An 18,575-nucleotide genomic window follows, 5' to 3' on the forward strand; every position below is an offset into this window, starting at 1 on the left:
TTATCTGGGCGTTGACGCGCCCACATCCAATCGCCGGGTCGAAAAATTGGCTTTAATTGCCGCGAGGGCCGCGGTCCGCATACATGTCCGGCCAGCCGATATCCTTGCGAATGTCCGCCGGCAGCGAGTTCATGAACCGCTGGGTGCGGATCTCGTTGCGTATCGTGCGGATCTTGCCGACATAGTGCTGCATGCCGCGCAGAATGGTGTAACCGTTCATGGCTAAGTCTCCTCTCTCTGTGTAGAGGCACTATCGCATACCCCTCCTGACAGCAGTCTGTCAGGAGGATGTCAGGGCGCGAGACAAAGGTGCGGCCGGTGCGCGCCCCGCAGGCAAGGCATCGCTTTCGCCGCATTGAACGGTGCCTCAAGGCAGGTTTGCGACTTCCGGTTGTTCATGGCGACGACGTTGTTTTCGGCGCCGCTGTTCAGCTTCCGGCGACTGACTGTCGGAATACGAGGCCTTCAGCGGGGTGACCGCAGGTCTGATATGAAGGGAGAAAATTCTTCCCCAACAGCAGGGAGACGACGATGAGCTTGCAACTGACAGGTATCCACCATCTGACCGCCATCACCGCGAACGCGCCCGGCAATCTTCATTTCTACACCAAGGTGCTGGGTCTGCGGCTGGTCAAGAAGACCGTAAACCAGGACGACACCTCGGCCTACCACCTTTTCTATGCCGACGGCGAAGCGACGCCTGGCACCGACCTTACCTTCTTCGACTGGCCGGTCGGCCGCGAGCGGCGCGGCACGCACAGCATCGTGCGGACCAGCCTCAGGGTCGGCAGCCGGGAGAGCCTTGCCTGGTGGAAGCAACACTTGACCGACGAAGGCCTGGCAACAGGAGAGATCGCCGACACCGGCGGTTATGCGTCATTGGACTTCGAAGATCCCGAGGGCCAGCGTCTGCGCCTGGTCAGCGATGGCGGCAAGGGCGGCAGCCATCCCTGGGCGCAAAGCCCGGTACCGGTCGAGCACCAGATACGCGGGCTCGGGCCGATCGTCATCAGCGTTCCCGACATCACCAACACCGAGGCGGTGGTGACTAAGGTGATGAACATGCGCAAGGCGCGCGACTATGTGTCGCCGGAGGGGCAGGTTCACGTCTTCGAAATGGGCGAGGGCGGGCCGGCGGCGGAGCTGCATGTCCTGGTGCAGCCGGGACTGGCGCCGGCACGGCAAGGCGCCGGTGCGGTTCACCATGTCGCCTTCAGGGCGCCGGACCAGGAGACGCTGCATCAATGGACGGCGCGGCTGGCCGAGTTTCGGCTGCCGTCGAGCGGCGAGGTCGAGCGCTATTATTTCCGTTCTCTCTATTTCCGCGAGCCGAACGGCATCCTGTTCGAGATCGCCACCGATGGACCGGGGTTCACCGCCGACGAGCCGCTGGAAACACTGGGGGAAAGCCTGGCCTTGCCGCCATTCCTCGAACCGAAGCGCGTTTCGATCGAGGCCCGCCTCAAGCCGCTGAAGTAGATCGTTGCCCAGTCGCAGGCGGGCGCCGCGTTCCGACCTAGAATCGCGGCGTCCGTTCTTTCTCAGGCAGCGAACGACGTGCTTTGACAGCCGGGCGCGTTGCTGGTCAAAGGCGGCATGACGAAATTCCTCGCCCTTGTCATCGTCGGTTTCATGGTCATTCAACTGATCAAGCCGCTTGGCTGGCCAGGCCTCAAGCGACGCGGCGATTTCTGGAAGCTGGCACTGCTCGCCATGGCTGCGATTTCACTGGCGGCCGTGCTCGGGCATTTGACGTAGGACGGCACTTGTCGTCGGTGCCCAATTGCCAAGCACCGGGCCAACCAGATGCTCGGCCCAGGCCCGGTAGCCTGCTTCCGAGGCGTGAAAGCCGTCCGAGGCAAAGCCGGCTTCCGGATTGGTGATCGGCAGGCGCGGCGCCGGCACCGCGCCGCGCTCCAGGCAAAGGCGTTCGCCCATCCGGTTCATGTCGGTGGCGCGAATCTCAAGGATTTTTCCGAGCAGCGGCGGCATGGCCGGAGCCCGCGTGAACTCCAGCACCGGCGACCACACCACGCGTGCTTCCGGCCATTTGGCGCGCAGGCCGTAGAGCAGGCCGCCGAACTCCTTCTTGAAGCGCGGCACGGAGTGAAAATTCTTGGTGTCGTTGGTGCCGATGGCCAACACGATATGCGTCCACGGTTCGGCCGACAGATTGGGCAGGACATGGTCGCGTATCTGGCCCGACGTTGCCGAATTAAAGCCGGCCGCCCGCCAGCGCACGGTGCGGCCTGTGCTTTGTGAAATCAGCACGGCGAGTTGCGCGGCAAGCCCATGTTCCGAATTGCCTATGCCGACCGACGCGGCGGACGAATCGCCCAGCACCAGAAGCGAAATATCAGGCGCCTTGCCTGATATTTCGTGCATGACCGGCCCTTGCGCCGGCAGCATGCGCGTGGTGCGGCGTCGCACGCCGAGGCCTTGCCAGATATAGACCGGGAAGGCGAGCCAGGTGAGTAGGGACGGGAAGCGCATGGCAGTACCGTTAAACGATCAGCGGCAGCCTTAGCGCATGTTTTGGTCGACGGGAACGCTCTTCAATCGCAGCAACTCGCCTGCCCCGCTTGCTTGCCCTGATATTCATCGTGCAGCCGCACCCAATCCATCAGTCCGTGATAGGGGCCGTTCTCGTTGCGGCCCTTCGGCGTCATGTCGAGATAGTCGTAGGCGCCGATCTGCGCCTCGCCGCCGCGGGCGCGCGACATGAAGGTGAGGAAGATATCGCCGGTCTCGTCCCGGTAGAAAACGCTGGTGCCGGGAAGCTCCTTCGATGTCCGTGGACGGGTCTCGAAATTGTAGGTGGTGTCGCCGGCGGCGATCTGCTTGTCGGTGAAGGAGACCTGCATGTCGAAGTTGAAATCCGAGGCATAGGACGACACCCAGTCGAACTTCCAGCCCATGCGCTGCTTGTAAGGCAGAAGTTCCGCCAGTGGAGCGCGCGAAACCACGACCAGCGACACGTCGTGATGCCGCAGATGCTGATTGGCGCCGTCGATATGGTCGGCAAGGAATGAGCAGCCCTCGCAATGATTGACGCAGCCCGGCCCGAACATGAAGTGATAGACGATCAGCTGGCTGTTGCCGGCAAACAGGTCGGCCAGTCTCTTCGGCCCTTGCCCGGTCTCGAAGACATAGTCCTTCCTGATCTTCAGCCAGGGCAATTCACGTCGCTCAGCCGCGATCCGCTCGCGGAGCCGCGTCAGTTCCTTCTCGCGCGCCAGATGCGCCTTGTGCGCCTGGAACCAGTCTTCGCGCGAAACGATCTTGTTGCGATGCATGAACCTCTCCCTGAAGTGTCATTCCAAGGACGTTCGGGACGAGCACAACCCGACATCGCCCGAGAGGAAATAAGGACGGAGAGGCTCCGCCCCAAGCCCGGCAAGTCACAAACAAAAAACCCGGGCGCATCGGCCCGGGTTCGAAGGAGGAAGAAAGGACTGTGATCAGGCGGCCTGTTCCAGGCTCGCCTTCCATTTTCCGAGCGCTGCCAGATGGTTCATGTGGGCGCGATGGGTGAAGGCGGCCTGGCCGGCGGCAACGTTCGAGGCCTTGCCGCTCCAGGCTTTCTGTGGCGCGGCCTGCAGTGCGCGGCCATAGGAGAAGGTCAGCTTCCACGGGTGCGGCCCGATGGCGTTGATGGCGTTGAGGTTGGCGGTCGCCTCCTCGTCCTCCTGGCCGCCGGAGAGGAAGGCAATGCCCGGCACCGCTGCCGGCACGGTTTCGCGGAACAGTTTTATGGTCTTTTCGGCGACTTCTTCGGGGCTGCTCACCTTGCCCGACTTCCTGCCGGCCAGCACCATGTTCGGTTTCAGGATGGTGCCTTCCAGCACGACGCGCGCCGCATGGAGCTCGTCATAAAGCTTGATCAGCGTTGCCTTCGAGATGTCGTAGCAGGTGTCGATATCGTGGGCGCCATCCATCAGCACTTCCGGTTCGACGATCGGCACAATGCCGGCCTCCTGGCAAAGGGCTGCATAGCGGGCGAGTGCGTGCGCGTTCGAGCCGATCGAGGTCCCCGAAGGCACGCCTTTGGCGACATCGATATCGATCACCGCGCGCCATTTGGCGAAGCGGGCGCCGAGCTTGTAGTAATCGGCAAGGCGCTCGCGCAGGCCATCGAGGCCTTCGGTGATGGTCTCGCCGGGAAACCCGGCCAGCGGCTTGGCGCCGGCGTCGACCTTGATGCCGGGGATGGCGCCGGCCGCCTTGATGATGTCGACCAGCGGCGTGCCGTCGGCGGCCTTCTGGCGGATCGTCTCGTCATAGAGGATGACGCCGGAGATGTAACGGGTCATCGCCTCCCTGGTGCGGAACATCATCTCGCGGTAGTCACGGCGGCTGTCGGCGGTCGATTCGACGCCAATGACGTCGAAGCGCTTCTTGATGGTGCCTGAACTTTCGTCGGCGGCCAGCAGGCCCTTGCCATCGGCGACGATCGCGGCGGCAATGTCTTCGAGACGTTCGCTCATTGTTGCTTCTCCTGAAACGGTTGTTCCGCGCTTAACGGAAGTCTACCGCCAAAGGAATGGCATCGGAAAGCTCGAATCGATTGAAAGCCTCGGGCAGCCTTGTTTGCTCTCCGAGTGTTGATCGCCGCGGAGCCTCAGCGCTTCAGCACATCGACACCGGGCAGCGGCTTGCCTTCCATCCATTCCAGGAAAGCGCCGCCGGCGGTCGAGACATAGGTGAAGTCGTCGGCGACGCCGGCATGGTTGAGCGCCGCGACCGTATCGCCACCGCCTGCGACCGAGACCAGCCTGCCTTCCTTGGTGCGCGACGCCGCGTGCCTGGCAGCCGCTACCGTCGCATGATCGAAGGGCGCGATCTCGAAGGCGCCGAGCGGGCCGTTCCAGACCAGTGTCGCGGCGCGGTCGATCCATTCGCCGATGGCCGTCACGGTTTTGGCGCCGACATCGAGGATCATGCCGTCGGCCGGCACGTCCGATATGGCGACGGTCTCGCATTCCGCGCCCGCCTTGAACTCCTTGGCGACGACGCCGTCGACCGGCAGGATGATGGCGCAGCCGGCCTCGGCCGCCTCGATCATGATCTGCTTGGCGGTCGCGGCGAGATCATGCTCGCACAGCGATTTGCCGACATTGGTGCCACGCGCGGCAAGAAAGGTGTTGGCCATCCCGCCACCGATGACGAGGGCATCGACCTTCTTCACCAGGTTCATCAACAGATCGATCTTGGTCGAGACTTTGGCGCCGCCGACAATGGCGACGACCGGACGAACCGGTTTTCCCAGGCCCTTCTCCAGCGCCTCAAGCTCGGCTTGCATGGTGCGGCCGGCAAAAGCCGGCAACAGATGCGCCAGCCCCTCCGTCGAAGAATGCGCGCGGTGCGCGGCCGAGAAGGCGTCGTTGACGAAGATATCGCCATTGGCGGCGAGTTTTTCCGTGAAGGCCGGATCGTTCTTCTCCTCGGCCTTGTAGAAGCGGGTGTTTTCGAGCAGCAGCACGTCGCCCTTGTTCATGGCGGCGACAGCGCTTCCGGCCGTGTCGCCGACGCAATCCGAGGCGAAACCGACGGGGCGGCCGAGCACGTCGGCTGTCGCCTTGGCGATCGGTTCCAGCGAGAATTCGGGCGAGGGGCCATCCTTGGGTCGGCCGAAATGGGCGAGCAGGATGACCTTGGCACCCTTGCCTGACAGCTCGGCGATGGTCGGCGCGATGCGTTCGATGCGGGTGGTGTCGGTGACTTTGCCCTCAGTGACAGGCACGTTGAGGTCGACGCGCACCAGCACACGCTTGCCGCTGATGTTGCCGATATCGTCGAGTGTCTTGAAGGCGGCCATGCGGGGTTCCTTTCGCGAAAAACCGGGGGACCATACCCCGCATCGGTGTCGATGCAAGGCTTAGGGCGCGCTCGAACCGAAATTTTGAAGTGGGCACGATCTTGCACCGGCGGGGCGGATGAATGGCAGCGCTCAATAGCGGGTTTGTCAGCTTTCGGTTGCTGCCTTTTCCGGCGCTGGCTCCGGGGCCTGCTTTTCGTCCGCCCGCGCCTCGGCCTCCTGCGTCTCGGTCGGCTTGCGCCAGTTGCGGATGAAGGCGGAAAGACGATCGCCGATTTCGCCGGCGCTGAGGAAGACCGGCACCCGCGCCACCGGCGCGGTCGGCTCGAACGAGAGGCCGAGGCCTATGATCTTGCCCTTGTCGTCGACGTCGCGGACGATCAGTTCTATCGGGCCGAGCAGGACGCGGTCGGCGTATTCGGCATGGCCGCCGAGCCGCGCCGTGACCAGCGCGCCAACGGTGAGCTTTTGCTCCGCTTCGGTCAGGCCTGGCGTATAGGCCGCTTCCAGTTCAGCGGCGGAGCGCGCGGGGTCGACGGCGAAGGCACCGAAGAAATCGGCATCCTCGGGATCGACCACTGCACGGCTCGCGAACAGCTTGTCGAGCAGGCGCGGATAGCGGTCCGGCACGAAAATGTAGACCTGGTCGCCGGCGGCGAGCCGGCCCATGTCCTGGAAGCGCATCGAGCGGCCGTCGCGCAACACCAGCGAGGGTCGCGCCCAGCGTGGGATGCGCTCGCCGCGCGCCACCGGGCTGCCGTGTGCAACGCGATAGGCAAGAAGCTCGTGATGGGCCGAGCCCGGCAGTTCCAGCTCGACCTTGTCCAGCGGTCCGAGCCGTGCCGGCACGATCAGACCGAGGCGGCGCGCCAGCGGTCCGACTGTCCAGCCCTGGATGACCAGCGACACGAGTACGATGATGAAGGCGGTGTTGAAGATGACACGGCCGTTTTCCAGCCCGCCCAGCAGCGGGGTGATGGCGAGCAGGATCGACACCGCGCCGCGCAGGCCGACCCAGGAGACGAAGGCGACCTCGGGGCGCGGCAGACGGAACGGGATCAGGCAGAGCCAGACCGCGATCGGACGGGCGATGAACATCAGGAACAGGCCGAGCAGCACCGCCGGCACCATGATCGCCGGGAACTGCGACGGCGTCGCGAACAGGCCGAGGATGAGGAACATGATGATCTGTGCCAGCCATGACATGCCGTCCTGGAAGCGCTTGAGGATGGTGACGGCGCGGATATCGGAATTGCCCGAGATGAGGCCGGCGATATAGACCGCCAGGAAGCCCGAGCCGCCAATGGCGCCGGCGGCTGCAAACACCATCAGCGACAAGGTCAGCACGAAGATCGGCAGCAGGCCGTGGTCGAGATTGAGCCGGTCGACGAGGCGCACGATGGCGAGGCCGCCGAGCACGCCGACGACAGCGCCAAGGCCCATGTTGAGGAGGAAGCCGAGGAACAGGCTGGTGACCAGGACATTGGTTTCGGGGTTGGCGTGGGCGGCGATGATCTCTACCAGCGTGATGGTCAGGAAGATGGCGATCGGGTCGTTGGTGCCGGATTCCACCTCGAGCGTCGAGCGCACGCGTTCGCGCAGATTGATCTCGCCGGCGCGCAGCAGGAAGAACACGGCCGCCGCATCGGTGGAGGCGACGGCAGCCCCGAGCAGGAAGGATTCCAGCCAGGTGAGATCGAGCAGATAATGGGCGGCGACGCCGAACAGGCCGGTGGTGACAAGCACGCCGAAGGTCGCCAGCGACAAGGCCGGGCCCGCAGCCTGCCGCAAGGCATTGAGCGGCGTGCCGAAACCGGAATCGAACAGGATGACGGCCAGCGCCAGTGAGCCGGCAAAATAAGCGATGCGGGCGTTGTCGAACTGGATGCCGAGTCCGTCGGTGCCGGTGGCGAGGCCAATGCAGAGAAACAGGAGCAGAAGAGGGGCGCCGAAGCGGAAGGCGATCAGGCTCGAAAACGCGGCGGCGACGACAAGCGCTGTGCCGACCAGCGTGACGAGATAGATCGCATGCTCCATCCTGAAATCAGCCCCTCAAATTCGTCTGTCTCCTGCTTTGCGAGAGAGTGGGGCGAAGACGTGACCAGTGCAAGGCGGCAGGGTGGCTTTTTGGCCTATGCCGCTGATTTTCAGATGTTTTGGCGCGCAGGACACAAATTGGGAAGGCGCAAGCTGCGCTCATGAAAAACGCCCGGGCAAAGCCGGGCGTTCCAAGTCTCGAAAAGAAAGCTTTGTGATCAGGCGATGGTCTTGCCGAAGGCGACCGATGTGTCGCCCATGCGGTTGGAGAAACCCCATTCATTGTCGTACCAGGACAGCACCGACACGAAGTTGCCGTCCATCACCTTGGTCTGGTCGAGCGCCATGATCGAGGAGCGCGGATCGTGGTTGAAGTCGATCGACACGTTCGGATGATGGGTGACGCCGAGAATGCCCTTGAGCTTGCCGTTGGAGGCGGCGATCACCGCGTCGTTGATCTCCTGCACCGTGGTCGACCGCTTGGCGATGAACTTGAAGTCGACGACCGAGACGTTCGGAGTCGGCACGCGGATCGAGATGCCGTCGAGCTTGCCCTTGAGGTCGGGCAGCACCAGCCCGATCGCCTTGGCGGCACCCGTCGAGGTCGGGATCTGCGACAGGGCAGCGGCGCGGGCGCGGTAGAGATCCTTGTGCATGGTGTCCAGCGTCGGCTGGTCGCCGGTGTAGGAATGGATCGTCGTCATCATGCCTTTTTCGATGCCGACCGTCTCATGCAGCACGGCTGCCAGCGGCGCCAGGCAGTTGGTGGTGCAGGAGGCATTCGAGATGACGATATGATCCTTGGTCAACTGGTCGTGGTTGATGCCGTAGACGACGGTGAGGTCGGCGCCTTCGGCAGGGGCCGAAACGATGACGCGCTTGGCGCCGGCGGTCAGGTGTGCCGCTGCCTTGTCACGGGCGGTGAAGATGCCGGTGCATTCGAGCGCGATGTCGATGCCGAGTTCCTTCCACGGTAGCTGCGTCGGATCCTTGATCGCGGTGACCTTGAACGTTTCCTTGCCGACGGTGATCTGATCGCCGGAAACCGAAACTTCATGCGGGAAGCGGCCGTGCACGCTGTCGTAGCGCAACAGATGCGCATTGGTCTCGACCGGGCCGAGGTCGTTGACGGCGACGACGTCGATGTCCTTGCGGCCGGATTCATGGATGGCGCGCAGGATGTTGCGGCCGATGCGGCCAAATCCGTTGATGGCAACTCTGACGGTCATAATTCTCTCCCTGGGAGTTGGAGGGCGGATGAGGGGTCCGCAGTTTCATAGCGGTGGAAGCAGAAAGAATCCAGCCGCAGTGGCGTGGATTTAAATCGATTAAGTTGGGCCAGCCCGGCGAGTCCGCCTTTCGCGATTTCGCCGAACCTTGAACCTACTTGGTATGCAGGCGGGCTTCCGCCGCCTTGGCCGCGGCTTCGGCGGTAATGCCGAAATGCGGATAGAGTTGCTCGATCGTGCCCGAGGCGCCGAAGCCTGTCATGCCGACGAAGATGCCGTCGGAGCCGATCAGATGATCCCAACCCTGGCGTATGCCGGCCTCGATCGCCATCTTGATCGGCGCGTTGCCGATCGTTTTCTTGCGGTAGTCGTCGCTCTGCTGGTCGAACAGTTCGAAGCAGGGCACCGAGACGACGCGGGTGGGATGGCCGTGCTTTTCCAGCAGGTCGCGGGCGCCGAGCGCGATCTCGACCTCGGAGCCGGTGGCGAAGATCGTCACCGCCGCTTCACTGCTGGCGGCAGCCAGCTCATAGGCACCCTGGCTGCTCAGGTTCCTGGCAACGAATTCGTTGCGTACCGTCGGCAGGTTCTGGCGTGTCAGCGCCAGCGTCGACGGCGTCTTTTCCGACTCAAGGGCGATCTGCCAGCATTCGGCGGTTTCGACGGCGTCGGCCGGGCGGAAGACATTGTGGTTGGGAATGGCGCGCAATGCGGCCAGATGCTCGACCGGCTGGTGGGTCGGGCCGTCTTCGCCCAGACCGATGGAATCATGGGTCATGACGAAGATCGAGCGGATGCCCATCAGCGAAGCCAGACGCATCGACGGCCGGGCATAGTCGGAGAAGCACAGGAAGGTGCCGCCATAGGCGATGAGGCCGCCATGCAGCGTCAAGCCATTGATGGCGGCCGCCATGCCATGTTCGCGGATGCCGTAGTGGACATAACGCTGGCCGTAGTCGTCGGGCGTGATGTTCTTGGTCTGGCTGGTCTTGGTGTTGTTGGAGCCGGTCAGGTCGGCGGAGCCGCTGATGGTTTCCGGCACGGCGCCGTTGATGACCTCCAGCGCCATTTCCGAGGATTTGCGGGTGGCGACCTTCGGCTTGTCGGCCGACAGCTTCTTCTTGTAATCGGCAATGACCGCGTCGAAATTGGACGGCAGCTTGCCGCTGATGCGGCGCTCGAACTCAGCCTTCAGCTTGGCATCGGCCTTGGCCAGGCGGCCTTCCCAGTCTGCACGCGCCTTGACGCCGGCCTTGCCGGCGGTGCGCCAGGCGTCGAGGATGTCGGCCGGAATCTCGAAGGGCGGCGAATCCCAGTTGAAGAACTTGCGCGCGCCGGCGATCTCGTCGGCGCCAAGGGGGGAGCCGTGCGCCTTGTTGGTGCCGGCCTTGGTCGGCGCGCCGAAGCCGATGGTCGTCTTGCAGGCGATCATGGTCGGCTTGTCGGAATGGCGGGCGGCTTCGATGGCATAGGCGATGGCTTCCGGATCGGTGCCGTCGATGTGGCTGGCATTCCAGCCGGAGGCCTGGAAGCGAGCCACCTGATCGGTGTTGTCGGACAGCGAGACCGGACCGTCGATCGAGATGTCGTTGTTGTCCCAGAAGACGATCAGCTTGTTGAGCTTGAGATGGCCGGCAAGCGCGATGGCTTCCTGGGAAACACCTTCCATCAGGCAGCCGTCGCCGGCCAGCACATAGGTGTAATGATCGACGAGATCGTTGCCGAAGGCGGCATTCATGATGCGCTCGCCGAGCGCGAAGCCGACCGAATTGGCGAGACCCTGGCCGAGCGGCCCCGTCGTCGTCTCTATGCCAGCGGCATGGCCGTATTCGGGATGGCCGGCGGTCTTCGAGCCCAACTGACGGAAGTGCTTGATCTGGTCGAGGGTCATGTCTTCGTAGCCGGTCAGATGCAGCAGCGAATAGAGCAGCATCGAGCCATGGCCGGCCGACAGGATGAAACGGTCGCGGTCGGCCCAGTGCGGGGCCTTGGGATCATATTTCAGGAAGCGCGTGAACAGCACCGTGGCGATGTCGGCGCAGCCCATGGGCAGGCCGGGATGGCCGGAATTTGCCTTCTCGACGGCGTCCATGGAAAGAAAGCGGATCGCATTGGCCATCCGGTCATGTTGTTCACGCGACGTCATGGTTCCTCCAGAAGTGGGGGTTTGGGGGCTTGGGAGAGCCCTTGAAAAGGGTGCGCGACACATAGCAGGCGCGGGCTTTTAGTCAACAAATCGGGTGCACATTTGCCGGTCTTGTGATGCCGGCGGCGGGCCTACATTAGCGTTAGCGGGGGACAGTCGCGAGAGCTTTGTTGACGTTGCCTTCACCCGGTGCCTAATGTTTCAGAGATAACGCGTTCTGAACGTGAACGATTCGGTGATGGGCAGGGCACAGGACGAAGGCCATGACCGGGGAAGCCACACTTAAGGAAGTCATCGCGAGGCTGGGCAAAGCCATCGAGGGGCTGGAAAACGCCGTCGCGGCCAAGCTAGAGCATGAACGCGACTACTCCGAAGCCGAGGCCGAGGTGCAGCGGATGAACGCCGACCGCTCGCGGCTGGCGCAGGAACTCGACAATTCCGAAGCGCGCGCCGAACGGCTGGAAGATGCCAACAAGGAAGTCTCGCGACGTTTGGTGACTGCTATGGAAACCATCCGCGCCGTGTTGGACAGATAGGAGCTGGCCCGATGGCACAGGTCACGGTTTCAATCGACGGCAAGCAGTATCGCATGGCCTGCGACGAGGGCCAGGAAGAGCATCTGATCGACCTTGCCGAACGCTTCGACCGCTATGTTTCACACCTGAAGGACTCGTTCGGCGAGATCGGCGATCAGCGGCTGACCGTTATGGCCGGCATCATGGTGATGGATGAACTCTCGGAGTTGCAGAAACGCGTCAAGGGCATGGAAAGCGAAGTGCTGACCTTGCGCAAGACCCGCGACGAGGCTCTGACCAAGGCCGACAAGAGCGATAGCGTGCTCACCAACGCGCTCGGCGCGCTGGCACAGCGCATGGAAGACTTGACTGTGACACTGGCGGTCAACAAGAGCTGAGACAGAACCTTTCCTGTCCAGCCCCAGGCTCTCATCGCGCGCCGCGCATTCGGCAGCATAAAAATGCTCGCCTGCCGCCGACAAGAGTTTCATATTATCTTGCAGCCACGATTTTTGCGCTAAGATGCAACGATGCCGGGCGGGACAGCTTGATGGCGGCGTGGGTTGCCGCGTGCCGTTCCTCGCTGCCGACGGTTCCGTTTACAGGGGAGATGTACAATGAGCCTTCGTATCAACGACATTGCGCCGGATTTTACCGCCGAGACCACGCAAGGGACGATTAAATTCCATGACTGGATTGGTGACGGTTGGGCGATCCTGTTCAGTCACCCGAAGAATTTCACGCCGGTCTGCACGACCGAGCTTGGCACGATGGCGGGGCTCGAAGGCGAGTTCAAGAAGCGCAACGTCAAGATCATCGGCATTTCGGTCGATCCGGTCGAAAGTCACGGCAAGTGGCAGGACGACATCAAGACGGCGACCGGTCATTCGGTGAACTATCCGCTGATCGGCGACAAGGACCTCAAGGTCGCCAAGCTCTACGACATGCTGCCGGGCGGTGCCGGCGAGACGTCGGAGGGCCGCACGCCCGCCGACAACGCCACAGTGCGCTCGGTCTACGTCATCGGACCGGACAAGAAGATCAAACTGGTGCTGACCTACCCGATGACCACGGGGCGCAATTTCGATGAGATCCTGCGCGCGGTCGATTCCATGCAGCTCACCGCCAAGCATCAGGTGGCGACACCGGCAAACTGGAAGCAGGGCGAGGACGTGATCATCACCGCGGCCGTTTCCAACGAGGATGCAATCAAACGCTTCGGCGCTTATGAGACCATCCTGCCGTATCTGCGGAAGACCAAGCAGCCGTCGGCCTGACCGCTCGGAACAGTTTTTGGCTTTCCTGTCGCCGCGAGCGAAAGGATACTTGACTGGCTCACCCGAGCGGACAACCATGCTCCTCTCGGGTGTCGTCAGAGAAAATCATTCCTGGCGACCGGGAGTTGGGGAAGCCGGAATTGGACGTAGCTTTGGCCAGGCCGCAGGTCAGCGGCTTCTATGACAAGCCGACCGGCGCCATCCAGTATGTCGTCGCCGACCAGGCGACGAAGCGATGCGCCATCATCGATCCGATCCTCAATTTCGACGAGAAATCCGGTGCCACGGCAACGACGAATGCCGATGTCCTGCTCGACTTCGTCAGCGAGCAGGGACTGAGCGTCGAATGGATCCTCGATACCCATCCGCATGCCGACCATTTCTCGGCGGCGCATTACTTGAGAGAGAAGACCGGCGCGCCGACGGCGATCGGCGACAGGGTCATCGAGGTCCAGAAACTGTGGAAAGCGATCTACAACTGGCCGGATTTTCCCGCCGACGGTTCGCAGTGGGACAGGCTGTTTAGAGAAGGCGAAACCTTCCAAGTGGGTACCCTTCCGGTCAAGGTGCTGTTCTCGCCCGGACACACGCTGGCCTCGATCACCTATGTGATCGGCGATGCCGCCTTCATCCACGACACGCTGTTCATGCCCGACAGCGGCACGGCGAGGACGGACTTTCCCGGCGGCAGTGCCGCGCGGCTCTGGCGCTCGATCCAGGACATACTGGCGTTGCCGGACGAGACGCGGGTGTTCGTCGGCCATGACTATCAGGCCGGCGGCCGCGAACCTTTGTGGGAAAGCACGGTCGCCTTACAGAAGGCGACCAACACCCATCTTGCCGCCGCCCGCAGCGAGGCCGAGTTCGTCGCCCTGCGCGAGGCGCGCGACAGGACGCTGCCGATGCCGAGGCTGATCCTGCATGCGCTGCAGGTCAACATGAATGGCGGGAGGCTGCCCGAACCCGAAGCCAATGGCCGGCGATACCTGAAGTTTCCGCTGGACGGGCTTTGAGGGGCCGTTGGTGAAGCTGCCAATCTCGACCCTTGCGGGGGAGATTGGCTGTCGCCCCCGTTTTCGCCAACTCCCAATCAGCCACAAAAAAGGCGGCGCCAGGTTTCCTGGCGCCGCCTTGATTTTTTGTTGCCTTAGCTAACCTTACGCCGCCGGCTGCGCCTCAATCGTGCGCAGCGCCTGGGTCTGGCGCTTGGCGGCGGCCTTGACCGCGTCCTGCACCTTCTCGAAGGCGCGCACCTCGATCTGGCGCACGCGCTCGCGGCTGATGTCGAACTCGGACGACAGCTCTTCCAGCGTCAGCGGCTCTTCGGCGAGGCGACGGGCCTCGAAGATGCGCCGCTCGCGCTCGTTGAGCACGGCAAGAGCGCCCGACAGCATGCCGCGCCGGTTTTCCAGCTCGTCCTGCTCGATCAGCATCTCTTCCTGGCTTTCGTGGTCGTCGACCAGCCAGTCCTGCCATTCGCCGGATTCGCCTTCGCTGGCCCGGATCGGGGCGTTGAGCGAGGCGTCGCCGGACAGGCGGCGGTTCATCGACACCACTTCGGCTTCGGAAACGTTCAGCCTTGTGGCGATCTCGGTGATCTGGTCGGGCTTCAAGTCGCCGTCGTCGAGCGCCTGGATCTTGCCCTTCACCTTGCGCAGGTTGAAGAACAGGCGCTTCTGGTTGGCGGTCGTGCCCATCTTGACCAGGCTCCACGAGCGCAGGATGTACTCCTGGATCGAGGCCTTGATCCACCACATGGCATAGGTCGCGAGGCGGAAGCCACGCTCGGGTTCGAATTTCTTGACAGCCTGCATCAGGCCGACATTGCCTTCCGAGATCACTTCACCGATCGGCAGGCCATAGCCGCGATAGCCCATGGCGATCTTGGCAACGAGCCTGAGGTGGCTGGTGACGAGCTTGTGCGCAGCGGAGGTGTCTTCATGCTCGGCATAACGCTTGGCGAGCATGTACTCTTCCTGCGGCTGCAGCATGGGAAAGCGGCGGATTTCTTCCAGGTAGCGGCTGAGGCCGCCTTCGCCGGAAACGATACTGGGTAGTGACTGGGCCATGATAGCGCCCCCTCTCTATTGGAGTGATGCCCCCGAAACGCGGCGGGCATTTGACGCGAGCACCAAAAGGCTCGCCCGCGACATCAGATCTTATACAGGAACAAAACCAGAAAAGACAGGCATTTGTTCAACACGAAACAGTGTGTCACGCTGAAGTGAACAATGTCAGTCAGGTTTTTTGATGGCGAGTTCAGAGCTTGCGGAAGCCGCCGACGAGTTCCTCAATGTCCCTCGGTAACGGCGCCTCGAACCTCATCGTTAAATGGGTAGTGGGGTGCCGAAATGCAAGGAGCCAGGCATGCAAAGCTTGCCGGGGAAATGCCTTGACCTGGCTTTTCAGCGGTTCGGGCAGCCGGTTGGCCTTGGTGCGGAAGGCTTGGCCGTAATCGGGGTCGCCGATCACCGGGTGGCCGATATGCGCCATGTGGACACGGATCTGGTGGGTGCGGCCGGTCTCCAGCCGGCATTCGACCAGGCTGGCCGTGGCGAACTCCTGTTGGCTCTCGCCGAAGCGCTCCTGCACGGCGAAGTGGGTGACCGCATGGCGGGCGTCGTCGCGTCCTTCCGGCACCACGGCACGGCGCACGCGGTCGGCGGCGCGGCCGAGCGGCGCGTCGACCCTTCCGGTCGGCCTCTGCGGTATGCCCCAGACCAGCGCCAGATAGGCACGCTCCAAGTCGCCGGTCAGGCCGTGATCGGCGAAAGCCTCGGACAGTGACTTGTGGGCGCGGTCGGTCTTGGCGACGACCATGACGCCGCTGGTCTCCTTGTCGAGGCGGTGGACGATGCCCGGCCGGCGCACACCCCCGATTCCTGAAAGGCTGTCGCCGCAATGATGGATCAGCGCATTGACCAGTGTGCCGGTCCAGTTGCCCGCTCCGGGGTGCACGACAAGCCCGGCCGGCTTGTTGATGACGATCAGTTCGTCGTCCTCATAGAGTACATCGAGTGCGATGTTCTCGCCCTGCGGCTCCGCCGGCTCCGGCTCCGGCATGGTAACCGACACGCTCTCGCCCGGCGCCATCTTGCGCTTGGTCTCGTCGACGGGCTTGCCGTCGACCGAGACCGCGCCCTGCCTGATCAGCATCTGCACGCGGCTGCGTGACATGTCCGGGCCAAGGCTTGCGGCCAGCCACTGGTCGAGGCGCAGGCCGGCCGCATCCGCGCCCGCCACCAGCACTGTCGGTTCCGCCTCTATCAATTCAGGGGCCTCTTCGCTATGAGCGCTCATTGAAAAACCGTTCCGGAACTGTTTTGCCATGGCCAGCCCGATCGCCGAAGAAGACCAGGATAAGCCGCTCGACCCCGAGGTCGAAAAGGTGCGCAGGAAACTCGTCCGCTTCGTCGGGATCAATCTCGGCCTGCTGTTCCTCGCCCTTATGGTGGTGATCGGCGCCCTTGTCTACAAAGCGCGCAATGCACCGCCGGCGAACCCGCCGCTGGCCGGCGATATCCAGACACCCGCCGGCGAACCGGTCAACGGCGACATCGTGCTGCCGGTCGGCGCCACGGTGGTCAGCCAGTCGCTGTCCGGCAATCGTGTCTCGATCGACGCCGAGCTTGCCGATGGCAGCCGCACGATCTTCGTCTACGACATCACCGAGCGACGCCTGATCGGCCGCTTTGCGATCCGCAACAAGTGACCGTGACCGAGCCGCAACGATGAACGGCAGCAGGCCAATGAGCAAGCCTCAGGCATGAGCGGGTTCGCCGAGCATCGCCGCATCGCCACGGTCGCCCTGGTCGTTGCCAATTATGACGAGGCGATTGCCTGGTATGTCGAGCGGCTGGGCTTCCTGCTCGTCGAAGATGTCGATCTCGGCGGCGGCAAGCGCTGGATCACGGTGGCGCCGGCCAACGGGCAGGGCGCCAGGCTGCTTCTGGCCGAAGCGTCCGACGAGGCGCAAAGGCAGAGCATCGGCAACCAGACCGGCGGGCGTGTCTTCCTGTTCCTGGAAACCGACGACTTTGCCCGCGACCATGCGGCGATGCTGGAGAAGGGCGTCGAATTCCGCGAAGCACCGCGCTTCGAGCCCTATGGCACGGTGGCGGTTTTCGCCGATCTGCATGGGAATCTCTGGGATCTGATCGAACCAAAACGATAGGCTGACGGCCGGCTTTTCCTCGGCAAGGGAAAGCGGCCTAAGCCCAGTTGCTTTTTCCCAGCGCTCAGCCTATATCGCCGGTTCTTGAACGCGCCCATCGTCTAGCGGTCAGGACACCGCCCTCTCACGGCGGGAACAGGGGTTCGATTCCCCTTGGGCGTACCAAGTTTTTCGACAAATTTGCAGGATGCCGCCGATTTCATTTCTGAAGTCGACGACCCTCGATACTGGCCTTCATTTCATTCGTCTGGCAAATGTTAACGGACCCGAAACCGAGAACCTTAACGCCCCCGCAACTCACGACGATATATTAGTTGTCGCTTTAGTAGCTGTAGGAGGTCGACATGAAGAAAATAGCCTGTCGTTTCGCTTGGGACGAGTCGGGCGCGACCGCGATCGAGTATGGCTTGATCGCGGCTCTTATCGCGCTGGCGATCATCACCGGCGCCGGGGCGCTGGGCAATTCGCTCAACGGGATCTTCACGAACGTCGGCACTACGGTCAACAGCAGCGGCTCGTAAGTCGGTACCTCAATTCGGTCGGCCGTCGGCCGGATCGTCGACCCTCAGCCTCCAAAAGCGTAGCGTGTACGTCCTTCCGATGCCGGGCATCGGAAGGACGGCGCACTCTCAATCATCCGGCTTATCCGTTGCGTCGCCGCGTTCGTCGCTTCTGGCGCTGCGGCCCTGTTTGCATTAGCATCACGTCACGGATCCTGAGGTGCGGCTCCGGCGGCGCGCAGAACGCCGCGCTGCCCGGACGGCCAGTTGATGCCGTGGGGGAGGAATGCCAATGCAGAAGCTGCAGTCGCAGGGCGTTCATCACATCACGCTGGTCGGCGCCGGGCGCCAGACCTCTATCGATTTCTGGGAAGGCGTGCTCGGCATGCCGTTCGTCTTCGAACAGCCCAACCTCGACAAGCCGAGGGAAAGCCATCTCTATTTCGATCCCGGCGACGGCCGGCTGATCACCATCTTCACCGACGAGAGCCGCACACCGGAGAAGCGGCGCACGCCGACCGATCCGGGCTGTGTCCACCACATCGCCTTTTCGGTGTCGCGCGTCACCTTCCTGCAGGCGGTCTCCCGTCTTGACGAGCGCGGCATCAAGCACAGCGGCGTCAAGGATCGCGGTTTCATGGATTCGATCTATTTCGAGGATCCGCTCGGCCTGCTGATCGAGTTGGCGTCCTACCGCTTCGAACCGCCAGCGGGCTTCACCCACGCCGATGTGCTGATGGAAGCGCACAGGCTGCGGGTCGCGCGCGGCGACTACAACATCGCCGAAGTGCATCTCGCCGATGCGATCCAGGCGCTCGTCGAGCGTTCCCGCGCCACCTTGTCGGACGATCGGGCGCCGAAGAACCCATACTGAACAGA

General features: G+C 63.0%; 20 protein-coding genes and 1 tRNA gene. 11 read left to right on the plus strand and 10 right to left on the minus strand.

Annotation, left to right across the window (positions count from 1 at the left end; genetic code table 11):
* Positions 1-52: 52 nt before the first annotated feature.
* Entirely contained in the window at positions 53-220 is a 168-nt protein-coding gene (locus NP945_RS20730; protein ID WP_081738732.1) for a hypothetical protein, read from the minus strand.
* A gap of 311 nt (positions 221-531) precedes the next feature.
* Between NP945_RS20730 and NP945_RS20735 the strand changes: the two genes are divergently transcribed.
* On the plus strand, positions 532-1,479 hold the full coding sequence (locus NP945_RS20735; RefSeq protein ID WP_256747399.1) for a ring-cleaving dioxygenase: 948 nt from the start codon (positions 532-534) through the stop codon (positions 1,477-1,479).
* A gap of 117 nt (positions 1,480-1,596) precedes the next feature.
* Positions 1,597-1,758 (plus strand): hypothetical protein, encoded by a 162-nt coding sequence (locus NP945_RS20740; protein ID WP_023810961.1) that lies wholly within the window; start codon positions 1,597-1,599, stop codon positions 1,756-1,758.
* Here the strand turns inward: NP945_RS20740 and NP945_RS20745 are convergent.
* The 7 genes from NP945_RS20745 to tkt all read right to left on the minus strand — a co-directional run bounded on the left by NP945_RS20745 (position 1,726) and on the right by tkt (position 11,230).
* Positions 1,726-2,493 carry an SGNH/GDSL hydrolase family protein gene (locus NP945_RS20745; RefSeq protein ID WP_256747400.1) on the minus strand — a complete coding sequence of 256 codons (768 nt, stop codon included), beginning with the start codon at positions 2,491-2,493 and terminating at the stop codon, positions 1,726-1,728. The genes NP945_RS20740 and NP945_RS20745 overlap by 33 nt on opposite strands.
* A gap of 62 nt (positions 2,494-2,555) precedes the next feature.
* Positions 2,556-3,296, minus strand: a complete 741-nt coding sequence (locus tag NP945_RS20750) for a thioredoxin family protein (protein WP_256747401.1) — start codon at positions 3,294-3,296, stop codon at positions 2,556-2,558.
* 165 nt (positions 3,297-3,461) lie between these two features.
* Positions 3,462-4,487, minus strand: a complete 1,026-nt coding sequence (locus tag NP945_RS20755; RefSeq protein WP_256747402.1) for a class I fructose-bisphosphate aldolase — start codon at positions 4,485-4,487, stop codon at positions 3,462-3,464.
* Positions 4,488-4,621: 134 nt separating this feature from the next.
* Positions 4,622-5,818 carry a phosphoglycerate kinase gene (pgk, locus tag NP945_RS20760; protein ID WP_127322155.1) on the minus strand — a complete coding sequence of 399 codons (1,197 nt, stop codon included), beginning with the start codon at positions 5,816-5,818 and terminating at the stop codon, positions 4,622-4,624.
* Between the two features lie 147 nt (positions 5,819-5,965).
* The gene (locus tag NP945_RS20765; RefSeq protein ID WP_127271761.1) at positions 5,966-7,855 is read right to left on the minus strand and encodes a potassium/proton antiporter; all 1,890 of its coding nucleotides are present in this window, start codon (positions 7,853-7,855) and stop codon (positions 5,966-5,968) included.
* A 218-nt stretch (positions 7,856-8,073) separates the two neighbouring features.
* The gene (gap, locus tag NP945_RS20770) at positions 8,074-9,084 is read right to left on the minus strand and encodes a type I glyceraldehyde-3-phosphate dehydrogenase (RefSeq protein WP_023810967.1); all 1,011 of its coding nucleotides are present in this window, start codon (positions 9,082-9,084) and stop codon (positions 8,074-8,076) included.
* Between the two features lie 154 nt (positions 9,085-9,238).
* On the minus strand, positions 9,239-11,230 hold the full coding sequence (gene tkt, locus NP945_RS20775; RefSeq protein WP_256747403.1) for a transketolase: 1,992 nt from the start codon (positions 11,228-11,230) through the stop codon (positions 9,239-9,241).
* 263 nt (positions 11,231-11,493) lie between these two features.
* On the opposite strand from tkt, the gene NP945_RS20780 reads away from it, so the two are divergent.
* The 4 genes from NP945_RS20780 (at position 11,494) to NP945_RS20795 (ending at position 14,035) form a co-directional block, all read left to right on the plus strand.
* The gene (locus NP945_RS20780) at positions 11,494-11,766 is read left to right on the plus strand and encodes a DUF4164 domain-containing protein (protein ID WP_013529251.1); all 273 of its coding nucleotides are present in this window, start codon (positions 11,494-11,496) and stop codon (positions 11,764-11,766) included.
* A gap of 11 nt (positions 11,767-11,777) precedes the next feature.
* On the plus strand, positions 11,778-12,143 hold the full coding sequence (locus NP945_RS20785; protein WP_023810969.1) for a cell division protein ZapA: 366 nt from the start codon (positions 11,778-11,780) through the stop codon (positions 12,141-12,143).
* A gap of 219 nt (positions 12,144-12,362) precedes the next feature.
* Positions 12,363-13,022, plus strand: coding sequence for a peroxiredoxin (locus NP945_RS20790; protein ID WP_127260439.1), 660 nt, complete (start codon positions 12,363-12,365; stop codon positions 13,020-13,022).
* Positions 13,023-13,162: 140 nt separating this feature from the next.
* Positions 13,163-14,035 carry an MBL fold metallo-hydrolase gene (locus tag NP945_RS20795; protein ID WP_256747404.1) on the plus strand — a complete coding sequence of 291 codons (873 nt, stop codon included), beginning with the start codon at positions 13,163-13,165 and terminating at the stop codon, positions 14,033-14,035.
* 144 nt (positions 14,036-14,179) lie between these two features.
* Here NP945_RS20795 and rpoH read toward each other — a convergent pair whose 3' ends face one another.
* A complete protein-coding gene (gene rpoH, locus NP945_RS20800) occupies positions 14,180-15,091 on the minus strand; it encodes an RNA polymerase sigma factor RpoH (protein ID WP_127268033.1) in 912 nt (303 codons plus the stop codon).
* 190 nt (positions 15,092-15,281) lie between these two features.
* Positions 15,282-16,322: an RluA family pseudouridine synthase gene (locus NP945_RS20805; RefSeq protein ID WP_256747405.1), complete on the minus strand. Its 1,041-nt coding sequence runs from the start codon at positions 16,320-16,322 to the stop codon at positions 15,282-15,284.
* Between the two features lie 28 nt (positions 16,323-16,350).
* On the opposite strand from NP945_RS20805, the gene NP945_RS20810 reads away from it, so the two are divergent.
* From NP945_RS20810 to NP945_RS20830, 5 genes are all read left to right on the plus strand, one after another.
* A complete protein-coding gene (locus tag NP945_RS20810) occupies positions 16,351-16,734 on the plus strand; it encodes a fimbrial protein (RefSeq protein ID WP_127268031.1) in 384 nt (127 codons plus the stop codon).
* Between the two features lie 54 nt (positions 16,735-16,788).
* Complete coding sequence (locus NP945_RS20815; protein ID WP_127395797.1) at positions 16,789-17,196, plus strand: VOC family protein; 408 nt, start codon at positions 16,789-16,791, stop codon at positions 17,194-17,196.
* 90 nt (positions 17,197-17,286) lie between these two features.
* Positions 17,287-17,361, plus strand: a tRNA-Glu gene (locus tag NP945_RS20820).
* Positions 17,362-17,540: 179 nt separating this feature from the next.
* Positions 17,541-17,717 (plus strand): Flp family type IVb pilin, encoded by a 177-nt coding sequence (locus NP945_RS20825; RefSeq protein WP_127320620.1) that lies wholly within the window; start codon positions 17,541-17,543, stop codon positions 17,715-17,717.
* Between the two features lie 271 nt (positions 17,718-17,988).
* Complete coding sequence (locus tag NP945_RS20830) at positions 17,989-18,570, plus strand: VOC family protein (RefSeq protein ID WP_127381342.1); 582 nt, start codon at positions 17,989-17,991, stop codon at positions 18,568-18,570.
* The last annotated feature ends 5 nt before the right edge of the window (positions 18,571-18,575 follow it).

It is taken from the genome of Mesorhizobium sp. LMG17149 (assembly GCF_024518695.1).
Classification (GTDB): domain Bacteria; phylum Pseudomonadota; class Alphaproteobacteria; order Rhizobiales; family Rhizobiaceae; genus Mesorhizobium.

Coding starts and splice junctions, on each gene's coding strand:
- NP945_RS20765 (WP_127271761.1), bottom strand. CDS start 7,855: ATGGAGCATGCGATCTATCTCGTCACGCTGGTCGGCACAGCGCTTGTC.
- NP945_RS20745 (WP_256747400.1), bottom strand. CDS start 2,493: ATGCGCTTCCCGTCCCTACTCACCTGGCTCGCCTTCCCGGTCTATATC.
- NP945_RS20830 (WP_127381342.1), top strand. CDS start 17,989: ATGCAGAAGCTGCAGTCGCAGGGCGTTCATCACATCACGCTGGTCGGC.
- gap (WP_023810967.1), bottom strand. CDS start 9,084: ATGACCGTCAGAGTTGCCATCAACGGATTTGGCCGCATCGGCCGCAAC.
- NP945_RS20750 (WP_256747401.1), bottom strand. CDS start 3,296: ATGCATCGCAACAAGATCGTTTCGCGCGAAGACTGGTTCCAGGCGCAC.
- NP945_RS20785 (WP_023810969.1), top strand. CDS start 11,778: ATGGCACAGGTCACGGTTTCAATCGACGGCAAGCAGTATCGCATGGCC.
- NP945_RS20780 (WP_013529251.1), top strand. CDS start 11,494: ATGACCGGGGAAGCCACACTTAAGGAAGTCATCGCGAGGCTGGGCAAA.
- NP945_RS20790 (WP_127260439.1), top strand. CDS start 12,363: ATGAGCCTTCGTATCAACGACATTGCGCCGGATTTTACCGCCGAGACC.
- NP945_RS20810 (WP_127268031.1), top strand. CDS start 16,351: ATGGCCAGCCCGATCGCCGAAGAAGACCAGGATAAGCCGCTCGACCCC.
- tkt (WP_256747403.1), bottom strand. CDS start 11,230: ATGACGTCGCGTGAACAACATGACCGGATGGCCAATGCGATCCGCTTT.
- rpoH (WP_127268033.1), bottom strand. CDS start 15,091: ATGGCCCAGTCACTACCCAGTATCGTTTCCGGCGAAGGCGGCCTCAGC.
- NP945_RS20740 (WP_023810961.1), top strand. CDS start 1,597: ATGACGAAATTCCTCGCCCTTGTCATCGTCGGTTTCATGGTCATTCAA.
- NP945_RS20755 (WP_256747402.1), bottom strand. CDS start 4,487: ATGAGCGAACGTCTCGAAGACATTGCCGCCGCGATCGTCGCCGATGGC.
- NP945_RS20730 (WP_081738732.1), bottom strand. CDS start 220: ATGAACGGTTACACCATTCTGCGCGGCATGCAGCACTATGTCGGCAAG.
- NP945_RS20805 (WP_256747405.1), bottom strand. CDS start 16,322: ATGAGCGCTCATAGCGAAGAGGCCCCTGAATTGATAGAGGCGGAACCG.
- NP945_RS20825 (WP_127320620.1), top strand. CDS start 17,541: ATGAAGAAAATAGCCTGTCGTTTCGCTTGGGACGAGTCGGGCGCGACC.
- NP945_RS20735 (WP_256747399.1), top strand. CDS start 532: ATGAGCTTGCAACTGACAGGTATCCACCATCTGACCGCCATCACCGCG.
- NP945_RS20815 (WP_127395797.1), top strand. CDS start 16,789: ATGAGCGGGTTCGCCGAGCATCGCCGCATCGCCACGGTCGCCCTGGTC.
- pgk (WP_127322155.1), bottom strand. CDS start 5,818: ATGGCCGCCTTCAAGACACTCGACGATATCGGCAACATCAGCGGCAAG.